Consider the following 17,350-nt stretch of genomic DNA (forward strand, 5'->3'; position numbering starts at 1 on the left):
CGATGCTCGCAAGATAGCTTAAGTGGTGTAATCTCGAGTGTTTTGATGTTTGTTGTGAATGGTCACTCGATTACGTCCTTCTCGCTTAGATTGATAGAGCGCATGGTCAGCAAGTTTGTAGGCTTCGCAAAATTCATCGTTATATAACGCAACGCCGCCAACAGAAATGGTGACATCAATATTTGCGATGGGTTTGTGGGCGACATGTTCACGAATCCGTTCGGCTTTAGTATGAAGCATCTCATCATTCATCTCTTTAAATAACACCACAAACTCTTCGCCACCCCAGCGTATGGCAATATCATCCGATCGAATTTGGCTTGCGATACGGCGTGTGATTTCGGTGATCACTTCGTCACCCACTTTATACCCATAATTATCATTAATCATTTTGAAAAAATCGATATCGATAATCAGCATAGAAAAGTTCGATACTTTTTTTAAACGAGGCTCGTAAAAATCACGGCGATAGAAGCCCGTCATTTTGTCGCGTTTAATATGCACCTGACGCTTCTTAAACACGATCATCGAAAGGTAGGCGAATAAAGAGATAAAGAGTGACGGAATGAGAGTTAACTTGAAAATATCCAAAAATCTAAAACCAATCGTTATTGGTTCGGCATCCGAACAGGGAATAACAACTTGATGTTGATAAGCGGCCCATCCATGTTGAGTCGTCGCAACAGTCCAATGATCTTTATTGAATGTGTTAATCATTTGGTGGATAAAGTTTTCTCTGATATCAATCGCGAGCAACGCATCTAACATTCTATTGTTATAAATAGGGTAGTAAACCGTGCGAATCAATTGATCGGTACCTTCTTCTATATATGGCTCAGAGAGTTTGATATTACAGCTATAGAACTGATCAAATGTATTTTCTAAGCCTTCAAGCTTAACGATGCGTTGTATCACATCATTGGGTTTGTATGAGTGATAGCGTTTTTTGTATTCCGCACGTAACGGTGAAAAATGGCTGTAGTGTGCTGGATTTTCAAAAATAGCAATGGTCCAAATATTATCTTGAACCATCGGAGCCAATTCTGTTCGTAGTTTGCTCATGCCGTGGGAGAGAATTTTCACCTCTCCGCGGCGAATGACCATGATGTCGACACCGTTTTTCTCGTAGATTCCTTTCTCTAAAGTGATGCTGGTGGTGTTGTTATAATATTGAGCGAAGCGTCGGCTTAGCGAATAGATCTGATTAAAATCATTGATGATGCTTTTAGATAATCGATTGATTTGAAAAGAATTAAACATGGCGTATGACAAGCTAACAATAACTAAAACTAGTATTGATAATTGCAGTATCGGTACGATATGCCTTTGGTATGAGCGAAAAAAGGGCTGATGCATTTTGGTTTTTTTATTTTATTGTTTCTCCAATTATACAACCTAATTGGTATAGAACGAATGGTTAATTTTTAAAGGATGATGCTTAGTCTTCACAGAATGTGATGATACTCCTTACACCGAACCATGTGTTTGCCAATAGGCTCGTGAAGCATTTAACGTGAAATCGTCCGTTATTGTTCAATAAGAGAGTTATGTCGCTCTTTTTAATTTATATTCGATCTATGTTGGCCATAAATAGCAAAGCTATGCGACCATCCTCAAATCTGTTCTTTCCATAGGCCGATAAAGTGGACACTCTATTTGTATGGTATGTAACGATAGAACCTATTTACAGGGCGCTGAGCACATGACTAAATTAAAAATGAAGAGATAATGTGATGGACATAGAAAACAAAATACACAATAAAGAAGTCTACTATTGTGATAGCGATGAATTAGCCGCTAAGCAAATTAAATGCTTAGATGTACTTTATGATTTTAATCATACGCGCCCGACAGAAATGGCCAAGCGTCAATCTATTATGAAGTCGTTATTTGCAGAAATGGGCGAAAATTGCTACATCGAACCGCCATTACGCGCGAACTGGGGCATTCACACGCATTTAGGTAAGCACGTATACGCAAATTTTAATCTAACGTTAGTTGACGATACGCATATTTACATCGGTGATTACGTCATGATTGGCCCTAATGTCACTATCGCAACAGCAGGGCACCCGATTAATCCAGAATTGAGAAAAAAAATCGCACAGTTTAACGTTCCCGTTCGTATTGAAAACAATGTTTGGATAGGGGCGAATTCGGTGATTTTACCTGGTGTCACGGTTGGTGAAAATTCAGTCATTGGTGCGGGGAGTATCGTGACCAAAGACATCCCTGCAAATGTTGTTGCAGTAGGGAACCCATGTCGAGTATTGCGTCCCATAGGAGAGCATGACAAAGAATACTATTATCAGGACATGAAACTTGATGAGGCGTTATTGTAATTGAGGAAATGCATCCACGGGTTGTGGTGCTATAGATACAACAAAGCCCGCTAAAAAGCGGGCTTTGTGTTTGTTCATAAGAACGAATATGGTGGACCCGGGCGAACTCGAATCGCCGACCCCCGCCATGTCAAGGCGGTACTCTAACCAACTGAGCTACGGGTCCAGATTGTTCTCTGCATGGCTATTTGAATAACAATGCAATTCAGGAATGGTGCGTCCAGGCAGACTCGAACTGCCGACCCCCGCCATGTCAAGGCGGTACTCTAACCAACTGAGCTATGGACGCATTCCCGTGGAACGAGATGGATATTACCCACTGTTTTCGGGTCGTGCAAGATTAATTTCGAGTAAATTGAACTGTTTGGATGACTTGTGTGCGAATTGATCGAAATTCATTCTAAGTGGAAAAATAAAACGTGCGCTATGTCACGTAATACTTTGAGGCCCAAGCATTACGTGACGAAAATGAGATTAATCGTCGAGTTTTATTGGCCCCTGCCATTAAACATGACGACCACCGTGCTTAACATAATGCTGCTATCCATCATTAACCAAGATTTAGTCGAGTGCAGTGACAGGGCGTAGCTGTGGTCAAATCCCACTTTTCTTCGTACATCGTCAAGACAGGTATCATAACCTTGATTGACTTGCGCCAGTCCGGTGATTCCAGGCATAACGCCATAGGTTCTATCAGCAAAATAGGGAATGGCGTTTTCAAGTTCGTTATAAAACGTCGGGCGCTCTGGGCGTGGCCCAATTAATGACATTTCGCCTTTAAGCACATTCATTAACTGGGGGATTTCATCTAAACGTGTTTTGCGTAAGAAATGCCCAACGGGTGTGATTCGCGGGTCGTTTTTCGTCGCCCAGACAGCGCCAGAGCGTGACTCTGCATCTTGGTACATCGTCCGAAATTTAATAATGTTAAAGAGTGTCATTTTATCTGGCGTTGATTTGCCGACACGAAGTTGGTGATAAAAAACAGGTCCGGGTGACGTTATTTTGATCGCAATAGCGATGAGCGGTAAAACGGGCGAAAGAATGCAGATGGCAAATACAGTGGCAAGTAAATCAAAGCAGCGCTTTGCAATCCATGTTGATGAGTGAGTAGGGATGTGTGGCATAACGAGCTCCTTAAACCTTTTTCCAATGGCCATTTTCTATGCCGGCGATATAACGCAAACCACCATAAAAATTAGCAATGTGTCCAGTAACAAAATAAGAAAGGAATCGGCAATAGCGATTTGATAGCGATCGCGGGAATACCATGCTGAGTCCGGCAAGACCGTAGATAAACAGTTGTAGACCCAGCGCAAGGGCAAAAAATACGTGATTCGCTAATATTGCTGAGGATATGAAGCAAAAAATCATCAAATAGGGCGTCAGCAAACGCAACCCTTTACCGGAAGCAAAAGCAAAGGCGACGGCTCGGTAGCGAGGTAAGAAGAGGTCGGCGAGTTGAATCGCTTGCTGCATGTTTCCGGCAGAAATTCGAATCCGACGCTGGTAGTCCTGATTGCTATTACTGTTTTCTTGTTCTATCGCCATGACATTTGGTTCGTAAATCGCTTTGTAACCACGGCGAACAATCGCCATGGGAAGAATGAAGTCATCGTTAATTGTATTGTTTGCAAGTGGCTGAAATAAGTGGGTGCGAAAGAGATAAAACGCGCCGTGAGCGCCTATATTGGCCCCTAAATGCGCCTCGCCAAGCTGGACCATGCTCTGATAGCGCCAGTATTTTTCTTCTGCGAGATTCGCCTCACTAAAATTGCCTAATTGATATTGGCTGTTCAGTACTCCGATACGGGCATCATGAAAGTGGTGGTCTGCCAATAGCAAAGCATCGATGGATATTAATGCCGAAACATCGCTTAGGGCTGTTATGTCGCTCGAAATGGTCGGCATTAAGTGATTAATGATGGCAACTTTGCCGCGATTTTCGGTGAAGTTGAATATCTCAAAGTGTGTTTCACTGCATATTGCTTCTTGTATGGTGTCTTCAGCAATGGAGACGGTATCATCAGTGCATCCATCGCAGGCGATGATCACATTGTAGCGATCGCGTGGATAGTCTAAGCAAGCCAGGTTGCGAATTTTATCTGCAATCCATTCTTGTTCGTTATAGGCAGGGATGACAATCGTGATCGACGCTCGCGCTCGATCGGCACGGCAGCTTTGGTAGTGTCGCAACGGCCCTTTAAAGGCGTCGACTTGCTTGGATTTTGCTAGCCAGTTGAGTAGCAGTGGATAACCCAAGTGATGATAAACAATCAGTGCGCCGCTGATAAAAAAAAGCGTAATTAGTACAAGTTCGATCATATTAGGTATTCCCCAAAGAAAGACGTTGATAAGCGTGAAGCATGTGATGAATGTCGTTGTTTTTAACAACAAATGAACGAGGGTTCTGTGGTTTCGCTTGTGCCAAAATAGAATAGATTTGATCCGCTATCGCTTGAGCATTCTCAGCGTTAAAGAGCCCGCCAGTGTTTGGGCAAATGGTCTCTTTAACGGCGCCAACATCGCTTGCAATTGTCGCGGTGCCGCAGGCTTGTGCTTCTAGCGTCGCGAGTGGGAAGCCTTCGTGTCGAGAAGGGAGACAAAATACATCCAGAGATTGATAAAACGTGGGCATATCATCCACTAAACCCAACCATATGATCCGGTTCTCTACACCGAGATCTTTACTCAGTTGTTTTAGATCTTTTTCTTGCGAACCAATGCCGGCAATCGCCAAGTTAAAGGTGCGTGGCAGCAGTGCCAACGCGCGGATCATCACATCGTGTCCTTTTACTTTTTCCAACCGACCCGCACTACCAATGAGCATGGCTCCTAATGGGAGATCGAGTTGCTGTCGTGCTTGTTTCTGATTGCCTGAATGAAAGCGACGGCAGTCGATACCATTTTTGATGACGGTGATATCACGGTAATCAAATACACGCTTTAAGTTCATGCTTACTTCGTCAGCGTCGGCAACCAACCGTGGCTGAGTCAACATAAGCAAAAAGCGTTGTAGCCAAGCATGCTTGGGGGTATCGAAATGCCACGCGTCGTGTTCGGTATGAATGTGCTGTGCTTGCTGAGAAGATTTCGCCGCAATACCGGCATATAACAGTGGGCCAATATGATGAGTGTGAATCACATCGGGCTTGATCAGAAGGAAAAGTCTGCGCAACTTTTGGATAGTCGCAAGATGAAATTGGCGAGGCTTGTTGAGAAAAATAATGTGCTGCTCGAAGTCTTGCAGTTTGGGCCATTGCTTGATTGAGTCTTCGCGTTCACCTTCCAGCGCGATGATCAGGACGCGCTGTTGAGCATGACGACAACGCAACATTTCTAATACCATCGACTCGATGCCTCCTGGCGTAAGGTGTTGAACAACATGAATAATCAGTTGAACCTTACTTGGCTTGGTCGGCGCTGTTTTTTCATTGGCTTCATTATCAAATGTCATGACTGGATTCCTCATGGGTGATAACTAGAGGTTGCACCTTACGTGCCAAGAAAATAGCTATTAAAATTCAATGGCTTATATTTTCATTCTGTTGATTGGTGCAATGTTTTTTATTTTGAGAATCGATCTGACGATTGAGATGACGATGATGGCTAAGGTTGAGGTATATTCGGTAAGGTGATCACGATTTTTGCGTTGGTAATCTGCTTAATTTGCTCCGAACGACGGATAGAGCTATCAAATAGTTCAAATAGATAAGCAATGCCAATACCAAGCGCCAAACCGCCCATTAGGCCAGCCAAGACGAAAATCAGCGTGGGAAAATTAGCGGGTGAGCTTGGCGTGTAGGGTAAATCAATAATCTTCACGCGTTTTTTTTCTTCAAATACACCAAGTGAACCGGTCAACTGCGCCATCTCATAACGTTGTAATAGTTCATCATAGAGTTGGCGTTTGATTTTGGCATCTCGCTCTAAGCGATGCATGATTTTGGCCGTATCACCAAAATTTTGGGCATTTTGTTCTATTTCTTGAATCATCGTTTTTAGGCTTTTCGTTTCTTCCGTTAATGACTCGTAACGGCCTCTTAAAATCTGTAAACCGTGAAGCTGTGTGACCAATAAGGGTTGAACGTCGCTTAAATCTGACAAAGTATTGCTGCTGGCAATGTCCCATAATTGATCGCTGGTCACATCTGGCTGGTCAACTTCAAGTAGGCGATTGCGTTCGCTCTCCAAGCGTTTTAGTTCTCGCTGCTTAGCTTGTACTGCGCTATGGCTCTCTGTGTATTTGGCTTGCAGTAGCGTCAATTGACTTCGAATTTCAATGATTTGATCTTCAATTCGTCCAATCACTGGATTGGTTTTGGAGAGCTGTTGATCAAGCGAGCCCAAACTTTTTTCTACACCGGCCAATTCGGCTTGTTTTTCGGCCAAGTTTTGTTTTAACAATGACAGTTGTGTCAGGCTTTGATTTTGCATTTCAGGAGTGACGGCCAGATGGCGATTACGGTAGTCGGCGAGCGCTGTTTCCGCTTTTTCTAGTTCTTCACGTCGCTTTGTTATGTGAATGGTTAAGAATTTACTTGAGTCTCGAATTGATGAACGCTCCGGCGCTAACAGTTGTTCAATAAAGTGTTCGCTGATAGAGGTTAATAGCGAGGCCATTCCGTCGCGTTCTTGCGCAGAAAGTTGTATGCGTAAAAAGTCCTTCCCGGGTTGGCTTACGGTTAAGTTTGACGATAATCGCTGAATGATGCGCTCTTGTTCTAGGTCGGACATAGTGTCGTTAATCAACCCATTATCGCGGGCGACAGAGTGCAATATATGGCGGCTTTTTAATAGCGTACTTAACGCGTTTAAGCGCTCTTTCAACATGGTTGAAACGGCAATATCTTCGAGAAAGGGGTTCATCTTCGCCGTCTCTTGGATCAACATGCTGGTATGCGAGATATAGACCGTTGGCGTAAGTTTGGCGATGAATAAGCCGACAAAAGGTAAAATGAGCGTCGGCAACACAATGACGTACCGCTGTCGCCAAGCCGCATTCAGAATTTGAATAAATCGGTTAGAGATATTATTCATAACAGGTTAATCAATTGACGAACAAATTGGCTACGGGCACTCCAACTTTCAGACGCAACGATATCCGCAGAGATCTTAGACTCATAAACCGCCAGTCTCAGTGCTTCTGCCATTTCATGTGCCGTGTCCACAATGTTAATGTGCTTCGAGTAAGCGTCTAACGCTGGGAATGGTGTGGCAATCACAGGGGCGCCGGTCGCTAAATACTCACGAAGTTTAAGCGGGTTACAAGCTTGAATTTGCTCATTAGATTTAAATGGCAACAAGCTGGCTTGCCAGTGTTGGCTATAGCATGGTAATTGATGATGAGGCTTTGGACCGAGGTAATGAATATTATCCAACTTCGGCAGTGGGTAATGGGTCATTTCATTTGGACCGATAAACACAAAGTCCCAATGCGGCAGATTGAGCGCGACGTAATTGATCAGCTCATAATCAAGCCAGCTGGAAAGGCTACCGTAAAAACCCGCGACAGGTTTACCATTGTTCGGAAAGTCCGCGGCTTTAGGGGCCGGTTGGCTAAATAGATCGATATCGACACCATGAGGTAGAAACATGGTTTTGCAGCGAGGAAATTTCGCGCAGATTTTTTCGCTCGCACCAAGAATAATGTTGGCTCTCTTCGCCATCTTTTCTTCGTGCTCGGTGACAACGTGGTGGTCAACGCCAGCCAGAGACGAAAAGTCATCGCCACAATAATAAATCACTGCAGATTCGTTAAGGTGCCCACACAGATCGGCGGCGGTGGGCAATGAGCTCCATAAAATCGGGCGCTCAATATTGTGCATCTTTAATATTGGCAGCAGCTGTTTAAGCATCATTGCCTTTGCCATTTTTCGTCCGATAGCCGTAGAGGGCGCTGGGATTGTACGCAAATTGACGACGTGAAAGTTATCCGGTAACTGGGATGGTGTGGAGAATCCTTGTTTGGCTTGACCAAGCAGTTTGCTCACCGCGCGGCGACAATCGTGGCTATTGAGCTTAGGCTGGCGTAAGCCAATCGAATTTACCCAAATAATTTTGCGCATTTGTGGCAGGTGTTTCACTAAGTGCTGTGTGCTTGATGGCAATCCGCCAAAATCTTCTCCGAAGACGATCATATCACGCATAATGTTGCTCCTTTAAATGACGAACGACTCTCGCAGGGTTGCCAACCGCAACGGTGAAATCAGCAAGATTTTGAGTGACCACGCTGCCTGTTCCGACGATACAACCTTCTCCAATGGTGACATTGGGGCATATGGTCACATTGGTCCCAATCCAAGCGTCACGCTTTATAATGATGTCGCCGGTGTTTTCTTCTTCATCAGGCGCACCAAGCGCGCGTTGCTCTGCGTCTCGTGAATGCCCGGAGTAACCGAAGATAAAGGCGCCACTCGCAATGCGGACGTTATCTTCAATCACCACTTTGCCGCTGACGGCAATCGTGGTTTGCCAGCCGATATCAACATTGTCCCCAACGATGAGTGTTGGCGATGCACTTTGAACGCGGCCGGATAAAGTGGTGCGTCCGGAAATTCGGCATTGGTTGCCAATCTCGATCGTTAAGGGACCTGAGGTGAAGGGCAATCCGCCATACAGATAAAGTTGGCGTCCGCATTGCGCCGCTCGTCCTTTAAATGCTGGGGTATAAATGAAAACACGCAGTGCGGTATTCAAAACCATGCTGATACTTTGAACAAGATGTAAGAGAATGACATTGATGAAACGCGGAGTCGGTAAACCCGCGCTGCGTGCGCTCTTCAATAATTGAAACAGTTTTTGGCAGCGTGGATCTGGATGGGTTTGCAGCCAAATTTTCAGTGACGTAACAGACATAGCTGGCCTCATTATTCGATACGTTTATGTGAGTGTTTCACATTACGTGCCAGTTATTTTGTTGTTTAAAATCAGGTGGATAGTTATTTGTTTTCTGAGGGTTCATGTTGATTCGCATTTTGAGAATCAACATGAATAATGCGATGGCAGGCAATCGCCAGCCCAGAAAGAATATAGATGGGCCAGTTAAAACCTTGTGTTAGGAAAGTACCGGAGACAATGGTACCGATAAGACCGGCATAGACGGCAAAGGCGGTGGCATGGACATAAGGGGAGAAAGTCGAGGGTGAGTTTTGTAATAACTTTAGGTTTTGGCGACTGGTTTTTACCACAGAGACAATAATCCCAACAAACACGATGAGGCCGACAAAGCCAGACTCGGCCAATACGCCGAACCATGTACTATGCACGGCGTGGTTTAAACCATCCCAGTGAGAGGTATAAAAATAATAGTTCGAGTAGAAATTGTCGATCCCAACACCAGTGAAAGGATGTTCAAGCGCCATTTTAAACGCCGCCTGCCACGCATACAGTCGACCCATGGCGGATTCATCAATCCCATCTTCTGCGGCACCACCTGATTGTCGCTCGGAGATCCCTGCCAAAGAAAACAGCACACCAATCGCAATAACCCCCAATAAGCCCAATAAAAATTTAGAACGAATATGTCTGAGACCAAATATGCCCAATATCGCAATACAGCCTAATAAACCGCCGCGGCTTTGGGTTTCGATAACCGCGTAAAAAGCGGCAACGCTGCACAGAGCCGAGAAGAGTCGTACCCATCCTAATGAACGGGTCATTGTTAAGCTCAGTGAAAAGGCGAGGGGAAACATCAACACTAATGAGAGATCATTCGGGTCACCAAGCATAGAACCAAAATCACGACCAATTGAAACCCGTGTATTTTCCACCAAGCCTATACCATTAATGGCATTGCTGATTGCCACTCCTGCGATCAACAAACCAGCGCAGACAATCATTAGAGCGATACGTTTTAAATTCAATTCGCTATTCACTAACCAGGCGATGGCGAGCGTCATAATGATGATTTTCCAATACACATTCTTGAAATATTCAATTGCGATGCCTCGGTTTGAAGCAAAGATAAGACCAATGATAATCAGTAGCCAAAATGCCAGTAACCAACCAAAGCAAGGGTGCCAAAATGGTTTGATTTGCTTACTGATCACTATGTGAAAACATAACGCAGCGAGAGCGCCAGCAGAAAGCAGAAGAGGTAGGCGAAAATTGTAGAGGATGGGTAACGCTTCGTGGATACGAAAGAATGAGAACAATACAAAAAGACTCACAAACCAGAAGGTTTGATTGATCACAAATACGCCGGCAAGGGGCAACACACAAGCGACAAGAACAATTTCTGGTCTTGGGTTAAACAGCCAAACCAAAGAGGTGATCAAGCATAAAGCCAGTAAAATAAATAAGCGGACATTGGTAATACCTGGCGGTTGTTTTGATGTCGGTAAGCTGACCGGTGTATTTTTCTTCTTCATGCTACTTACCTGCTCGCCATTGGTCTATGGCGCCACGCAACTCATGAATCGGCAGTGTGAGCAGTTGCAATCGTTCGGCAATGAACAGCAAAAAAACGGGTTGGATGACCGCAAATAACACCATGAGGGAAGGGGCGATATCGGCAAAAGTGCTGATAAGAAAAAGGCTATTTAATCCAATAAGAAAACAGAGCGAGGCGGTTTGATAAGGCAGTACCGCGATTTTTTGGCTTAGTCCCCATACCCAGAAAAAACGGACAATCTGCGCCACACAGATCGTTGAAATGATAAACCAAATTGAGTGCCAGTTAAAAACGAGAATCGCCGTTAATAAAACCATCAGCGTTAAGCTGGTGACCACGAGATTAATCAGCAGCAACGCTTGGGTTTTCTTCTGTTTTAAGAGGCCAATATTGACGATTTCGACGAATTCTTTAAATAGCATCGCAGTGCAGCACAGCGCTACCAAACTGGCCGCGAGATGATATTCAGCTGGCAGATAAAGGGTGACAAACCACTTGGCTAACCATGCAACGCTCAGTGAAATAATACAGGCATACACCATTCCACCTTGGCTGTTTTTTGCGGTTTGCTGGGGGCCTTTATCTTTCCAGCATTCAAAGCGTTTTGGCATCCACCACATATGAAAAGGTTGTAATAAAATCCCCACCGCTAACGCAAACTTTAGGGCAATAGCGTACTGGCCTAGCATGTCTAAACCGGCACTTTCAGCCACAATCCAGCGTTCACCGCCGTTGAGGCCAAAGGCGACTAGGCTTGAGCCGACAATGGGTAAGCAATAACGTAAGTAGTGTTTGAGCTGACGGAATGACAGCCAGCGAATCTGAAATCGATGCTGTATGTGTAATAAAATACACTGTAGAAGCGCGGTAAAAACGCCAGCGGAAAAGACGGCGGTGACGGTGGGGTAATAATGGACAATCCATATAATTAATGACACTTGAGTGACAACGCTCACCAGGCTGAGTTTAAAAAACAATTCGGCACGCCCTTGCAAGCGAAGCCAGGCGAGGCTGATCGCCAACGCGCTTTCGAGTAGAATCGAGGCGACAATCAACAGCCTTTGAAGTGGGGTGAAATAGTGTTCAAAAACGGAAACATTGAAGGCCCATTGATAAAACAATAGCAGCAAACTCAAACTGAGTATGACGAGAAAGGCCATCAAGATGGCGCTGATATAGAGTGCATTGGCCGCGTATTGGCGTTCGTCATCTTGTTCGATGGTCGCAACAAACCGATACAGATTTTCATGCATTGCTAATGATGCGATCAAGGCGAATAACACCGTGGTTGTCGCCAGCAGTTCAAGTTGCCCAATTTGCGTAATGGACAGGTAGTGAGCGGTGAAGGGAAGCGTTAATAACGAGCCCCCTTTAATAAGTAAAAGCGCAAAGCCGTACAGCAACATTTCCTTTGCTGCGCGTCCTAGTGAGCGGCTCACGGTTAAGCTACTCATTGTAACCTTCAGTGTTAACGACATTTTGTGCCTGTTCTGAAGAGCGTGCGTATTGAACACTTACGCAATTCACAATACGCGCGTACGTCTGGGCTGCATTGTAATGTTGAGATATTTTGTACCCCTGTGCTTGAATGTTTTGTAAGTGTTTACGATTTTGATAAGCCGACAATATCGCCTGACTCAGTGAGGTTGAATCACCCGCTTGATATTTGATGCAATGGATGTTGTGTCGTAGCTTTTGATCCCAATAGCTACCGTCTCGAGGGATGATCACACACATACCGGCGGCCAACGCCTCAAGGATAGATAAGCCAAACGGTTCATGGTGGCTGGTGGACACAAAAATATTGCATTGGCTGCGAATGGCATCGAGATTCGCAGGGTCATGATGCCACCGTGTGTGCGCGATGTTGACCGGGGCTACAGACATATCGAGTGTGGTTTGCTTTGGTTGGATGTAGCAAATCGTGCTGGCCACCGGTTGGATAAACTGAATTTTTCGCAAAGAGTCGATAAACACATCAAGCCCTTTCCATTTCAATAGCGAGGCGCACCAGAAGCAAACGGGAAAGCGCGCCGTGGTTTTGCTTGGCCAATTTTGACTCGAAATACCATTAACAAAGGGTTGAAATGCAGGTGAGTTGAGGAAATGCAGCGCCAGATTCTCGCTGTCGTCAATCTGTGTATTGTCCTTGATGTAGTGTGACAGCGCCGCTGTGATGCTTGGTTTCGCAGAGGGCAGATAGAAGACATTGTTTGCTTTTGTTAGGCACCAACCAATTGAGCGTGAGCAAGCGACGTTGCCATGAATTAATTGGACAACGGAATAGTCGGACAGTGCTTTTGCCAGATAAATCGACATATCAATGCCTGGCCCCGAAGCGCCAATCACATGGTGAACTTTGGGCAAGCGAAGTAGGGTGAGCAGCAGTATGAAGGTGAAATAACATTGGTTAACCCAATAGAGCAAACCACAAAACTGCTGGCTAAGCCAAGGGATTGACGTGAGTGTGACGATGTTCACTTTGTGATTTTGCACGAGTGACGAATGCTGCCAATACTCGCGGTCGACGGTTAAAATCGTTAACTGCACCTCATCCGGATTGCATTGATTAAGCGCCTCGCTTGTGGCAATTTTTGATCCTCCCTTAAACGGGATAGGATCAAAGATCAGATTGTGTACACGACATGAGTGGTTATTTGACATTTAAACCTCCCAGCGCGTGCGGCGCAGTCTAGGGAATTTGGTGTCTGGATAGCGTGATTTTATCCGTTTGCCGAAGGCCGTTTTTAAGGGCTTTAATCCTGACAATAAGCAAGGGGGTTGCTGTGCCGTTTGCTCGAGTAGTTCATCATAAATGGCTTCGACTTCAGAAACGTAGCGGCGGTGATTGAATTGTTGTTCAACCGTTTTTTTCGCTCGTTGGGCTAGGGTTAGGCATTGTTCTTTGTGTGAGTGGATGCAGCGCATCATATCAAGCAGCGGTGTGTAGCCTTGGTTGACGTAAAGCAAGGCACTCTCGCCATGCTGAACAATTTCTGGAATTCCCCCCTCAAAAGGCGCAATGATGGGAGTCCCAGCAACCGCCGCTTCTGCGACAACTAAGCCAAACGCCTCTTGACGGGCGCCACTCACGAACGCATCTGATCCTTTAAGCCACCCAGCAACATTGTGCTGCTCGCCAACGAAATGAACATTTTTTGATAGGTGGAGCTGTTCACACAGCTGTATTAACTGGTTTTTCTGCTCGCCATCACCCACCACAACTAAATGACTGTTTGGGTACTCTAATGTGAGGTAGCGCAGCGCTTGTATAATACGATCTACCCCTTTTCGGGCAATCAAGGACCCGACGGTCGTATAGACAGTATCTTCTGGTTGTAAGCCCAGTCTTTGACGTACATCCACTTCCGGTTGCACTGAGAGTTTGGCGACGTTAACGCCATTATGGACAACAGACAGCTTACTTTGTGGGTAGCCGTCTTCACGTAAACTCTGAGAAATGGCATCACTGGCCGTAATGACGTGGGGAGATAAATGCAAACCCAACGTGACGCGGTCACGCGCTTGATAATCGCTGTGCAGATGAGTGACAAGTGGACACTGAGATAGGCGCGCGGCGAGTGCCATCCATTGACAGGGCGCACCGCTGTTGGCATGCACCAGCGAAATGTTATAGCGTTGAATCAGTTGTCGTCCTTTTTTGACGAGCGCTAACCAATGAGTGACATCCATTTTGGGAGACGTCCAACCGAGCAGCAAAGGGAAGGTATCCAATTGATACTCGATATCCGCTTCTTCTAAAAACGGTACGAGTGCAGGGTTATTGGTCCAAACAAAAGGGACAAATCGTTGTTGATCAAGGTGACTGATTAAATCAATCAGACATTGTTCGCTGCCTCGAATCCAATCATCACCATAGTGAACGTAGAGTATGTTTGTTTTCTTTTTCATCGGTTAGCCTGCCAACGTTATAGGAAGTGTAGCTAACACTACGCAAGGCTAATGCCAATAAATCTAACAATATAATTGCTTGTATTTATTGGCTAAAAAAGAGAGAGGGCGAGAAAGAAAAATCAATTCTCAATTTGAGAAGCAAGATGAAGTCCGCTGTTGCGGTAGAACGTTATCATTTTAGGAATAATTGCGCTTTGCGAATGGTGTTGCAGAATCGTATTGGCCGCATTAACGCGAATCGCGGATTTGGCATCGTCACTCAGTGCAAGCCAATCAGCCAGTTTCTTTGCTAGCATAGGTTCGCTGTCGGCTATCCATCCGTTTACCCCGTCGTTAATAAGGCGCGGCAGTTCACCAACAGGAAAGGCGATAACCACAATGCCTCGGACCATGGCTTCTAATGCGACCATAGGTAAACCTTCAAAATGAGAACAGATGACCAAAACAGAAAGCGTTGGCCAGCTCGCCTTCATGTTGGGTTGGTAGCCATGGCAGGTCGTATTGCCAGGAGCCAGATCTTGAACGACCTTCTCCAGTGGCCCTTCACCAAAAATATCAAATAATTCGTTAGGGAACGCCTGTGCTAAACGACAAAAACGTTCAGGGGCTTTTTCTTCACTTAGACGTCCAACAAAGGCAATTCTTTGACCGTGGCTGAAGGGGATATCTTGGCAATCAATAAAATTGTCGAAATAGCAGGAATGAGAAGGGATTTTAGCTTTAATACCATGACTCACTGCGATAGAACGATCCGAAATAAAGGCGCTGTATCTATCCAACCAATCATACATTCTTACCTTGCCACGGGGCGTTTCGCCAGCGTGATACGTCGAGATTTGCGTACAGCGCGTGCGAAGCTTCGCCATTTTTGTCAGTAAGCTCGCACGATAGCCATGGGCATGCACCACATCAGGCTGGCATTGTTTGATCTGGTCAATAAGCTCAACAAGCGCAGAAGAATGGCTTTGCCCAAGAAACGCATAATGAATGCCGAGTTTTTCTAGCTTGGCGCAAAGAGGAGAGGCAGGAGTGTAGGCGCAAATCAACCATACTTTAACGGTTTGCTGGTATTGAATGAGCCCTTGAGCCAATTGCAAAACATGGGTTTCGATGCCGCCAAATTGACGGCTATCGAGAACCAACCATATCTCGCTAGACGAGGTTTTTGTCATCTTCTGTTTCCCACGCTTGTTTCTTGCGATAAACCGTAGAAGGACTGAGTTCGAGTAAAACCGCCGCATTTAGAACGTTACCATCACAAAGTTCAATGGCTTGTTGGATCGCCTCTCGTTCGATCTGCCACATGGGACGAATGACGGTGTTGGCGTCTAGTGGGCGCATTTCGTTAGTGTGAACGTCGGCATTCGTTTCGGTATTCGCTTCGTCCAATCCATTGTCTATCGGATGCATGCTATGGGGCGGTGTCGAAGAGTGGACTAATGTTGCTGGCGTTCTTTCATGGTTGACTGCCACGCTGGATGGTCGTTGGCGCGTCGTCGTTTGTTTTGAGGGTACGATTTGAGCGGGCAGATGCTCGGCATTGAGACGAACATCGTCATTTAGCACGACAATATTACGCAAAATATTTTGTAGTTGTCGTACATTGCCTGGCCATTCATAGCGGCGTAAAAGGCTTTCTGCTTCTTTGCTGATGGTTTTGAATTTCTTACCATCTTGTTTCGCGTACAGCTTGAGAAAGTGGTTGGCTAATATGGCAATGTCACCGCCTCGTTCGCGAAGCGGCGGCATTTCAACCGGTACAACGTGCACTCGATAGTAGAGATCTTCTCTAAAGCGATTTTCTTCCACCTCAACAAGGGGATCTCGGTTGGTCGCGCAAATTATTCGGATATCGACTTTTTGTTCTTTCATGCCTCCCAATGGAGTGAATGTGCCTGTTTGCAGAAAACGCAGTAATTTCTTCTGCATATCCAAATCCATTTCACACAATTCATCAAGAAATAGGGTACCACCGTCGGCCATTGTCGCCGCGCCTTTTCTATCGGTTACCGCGCCAGTAAATGCGCCTTTCATATGACCGAAAATTTCGCTTTCCATCAGATCTTTAGGAATTGCGCCGCAGTTAATGGCAATGAAAGGTTTATCTCGACGTTTACTCTCTCTATGTATTGCTTCAGCACATACTTCTTTACCCGTGCCACTCTCGCCAATGATAAAAACACTTGCCGTCGTTGGCGCGACGGAATCAATGATTTTGTATACCCCTTGCATGGGTAGGCTTCCGCCAATAAATCCGTGAAAACGCGTGCGATCAAAGCGGCTTTCGATGTTCTCAACCAGATCCTCTAATTTCGCTCGTTGTAAATGCAGATTAATCGAGGTCTTTAATCGGTCTGCTTTGATCGGCTTCTCTAAAAAATCTTTGGCGCCTTTTTGCAGAAGATTTACGGCCATATTGACCGACCCATGTGCAGTGGCCACAATGACCGAGGTCGGGACTTGATTTTCGACGATCCAATCAAGTATCTCTTCGCCATCCATGTCGGGTAATTTGAGATCAAGGATCACTAATTGAGGTACATTTCGCTCAATAAAGGCGATGGCTTCTCGGCCTGTTTCCACATGAAATAGGTCAAAGGGTTCATCTTTGACGTATTGTTGATAAAGAACCGCCAGCGAGGTTGAGTCTTCGATTAAAAGTACTTTTGATTTCATTGGCACTTCCTTGTTATGACAT

At 45.4% G+C, this 17,350-nt stretch carries 14 protein-coding genes and 2 tRNA genes; 1 reads left to right on the top strand and 15 read right to left on the bottom strand.

The window, feature by feature from the left end; translation table 11 throughout:
- Window positions 1–18 precede the first annotated feature (18 nt).
- On the bottom strand, window positions 19–1,260 hold the full coding sequence (locus OJ16_RS06685; RefSeq protein ID WP_236688697.1) for a GGDEF domain-containing protein: 1,242 nt from the start codon (window positions 1,258–1,260) through the stop codon (window positions 19–21).
- A gap of 473 nt (window positions 1,261–1,733) precedes the next feature.
- On the opposite strand from OJ16_RS06685, the gene OJ16_RS06690 reads away from it, so the two are divergent.
- Window positions 1,734–2,342: a sugar O-acetyltransferase gene (locus OJ16_RS06690; RefSeq protein ID WP_040988603.1), complete on the top strand. Its 609-nt coding sequence runs from the start codon at window positions 1,734–1,736 to the stop codon at window positions 2,340–2,342.
- Window positions 2,343–2,431: 89 nt separating this feature from the next.
- Here OJ16_RS06690 and OJ16_RS06695 read toward each other — a convergent pair.
- The 14 genes from OJ16_RS06695 to OJ16_RS06760 form a co-directional block, all read right to left on the bottom strand.
- Window positions 2,432–2,508 (bottom strand) — tRNA-Val (locus OJ16_RS06695).
- Between the two features lie 46 nt (window positions 2,509–2,554).
- Window positions 2,555–2,631, bottom strand: a tRNA-Val gene (locus OJ16_RS06700).
- A gap of 199 nt (window positions 2,632–2,830) precedes the next feature.
- Window positions 2,831–3,469 carry a sugar transferase gene (locus OJ16_RS06705; protein ID WP_040988605.1) on the bottom strand — a complete coding sequence of 213 codons (639 nt, stop codon included), beginning with the start codon at window positions 3,467–3,469 and terminating at the stop codon, window positions 2,831–2,833.
- A 10-nt stretch (window positions 3,470–3,479) separates the two neighbouring features.
- Window positions 3,480–4,667, bottom strand: coding sequence for a glycosyltransferase family 2 protein (locus OJ16_RS06710; RefSeq protein WP_040988607.1), 1,188 nt, complete (start codon window positions 4,665–4,667; stop codon window positions 3,480–3,482).
- A gap of 1 nt (window position 4,668) precedes the next feature.
- Window positions 4,669–5,799 (bottom strand): glycosyltransferase, encoded by a 1,131-nt coding sequence (locus tag OJ16_RS06715; protein ID WP_040988609.1) that lies wholly within the window; start codon window positions 5,797–5,799, stop codon window positions 4,669–4,671.
- Between the two features lie 152 nt (window positions 5,800–5,951).
- A complete protein-coding gene (locus OJ16_RS06720; RefSeq protein ID WP_040988610.1) occupies window positions 5,952–7,382 on the bottom strand; it encodes a GumC family protein in 1,431 nt (476 codons plus the stop codon).
- A complete protein-coding gene (locus OJ16_RS06725; RefSeq protein ID WP_040988612.1) occupies window positions 7,379–8,491 on the bottom strand; it encodes a glycosyltransferase family protein in 1,113 nt (370 codons plus the stop codon). Before OJ16_RS06725 ends, OJ16_RS06720 begins: the two co-directional genes overlap by 4 nt.
- Window positions 8,484–9,200 (bottom strand): acyltransferase, encoded by a 717-nt coding sequence (locus OJ16_RS06730; RefSeq protein WP_040988615.1) that lies wholly within the window; start codon window positions 9,198–9,200, stop codon window positions 8,484–8,486. Before OJ16_RS06730 ends, OJ16_RS06725 begins: the two co-directional genes overlap by 8 nt.
- A gap of 83 nt (window positions 9,201–9,283) precedes the next feature.
- Window positions 9,284–10,714, bottom strand: a complete 1,431-nt coding sequence (locus OJ16_RS06735) for an O-antigen ligase family protein (RefSeq protein WP_082030220.1) — start codon at window positions 10,712–10,714, stop codon at window positions 9,284–9,286.
- 1 nt (window position 10,715) lies between these two features.
- Window positions 10,716–12,191: a lipopolysaccharide biosynthesis protein gene (locus tag OJ16_RS06740; RefSeq protein ID WP_052810316.1), complete on the bottom strand. Its 1,476-nt coding sequence runs from the start codon at window positions 12,189–12,191 to the stop codon at window positions 10,716–10,718.
- Window positions 12,184–13,401, bottom strand: coding sequence for a glycosyltransferase family 4 protein (locus OJ16_RS06745; RefSeq protein WP_052810315.1), 1,218 nt, complete (start codon window positions 13,399–13,401; stop codon window positions 12,184–12,186). The genes OJ16_RS06740 and OJ16_RS06745 overlap by 8 nt, the downstream gene beginning before the upstream one ends.
- Entirely contained in the window at window positions 13,402–14,649 is a 1,248-nt protein-coding gene (locus OJ16_RS06750) for a glycosyltransferase (protein WP_052810314.1), read from the bottom strand.
- 122 nt (window positions 14,650–14,771) lie between these two features.
- Window positions 14,772–15,824, bottom strand: a complete 1,053-nt coding sequence (locus OJ16_RS06755; RefSeq protein WP_052810313.1) for a glycosyltransferase family 4 protein — start codon at window positions 15,822–15,824, stop codon at window positions 14,772–14,774.
- The gene (locus tag OJ16_RS06760; protein WP_040988617.1) at window positions 15,805–17,328 is read right to left on the bottom strand and encodes a sigma-54-dependent transcriptional regulator; all 1,524 of its coding nucleotides are present in this window, start codon (window positions 17,326–17,328) and stop codon (window positions 15,805–15,807) included. Before OJ16_RS06760 ends, OJ16_RS06755 begins: the two co-directional genes overlap by 20 nt.
- Window positions 17,329–17,350 lie beyond the last annotated feature (22 nt).

The organism is Vibrio renipiscarius (genome assembly GCF_000827885.1).
GTDB classification, from domain to species: Bacteria; Pseudomonadota; Gammaproteobacteria; order Enterobacterales; family Vibrionaceae; genus Vibrio; species Vibrio renipiscarius.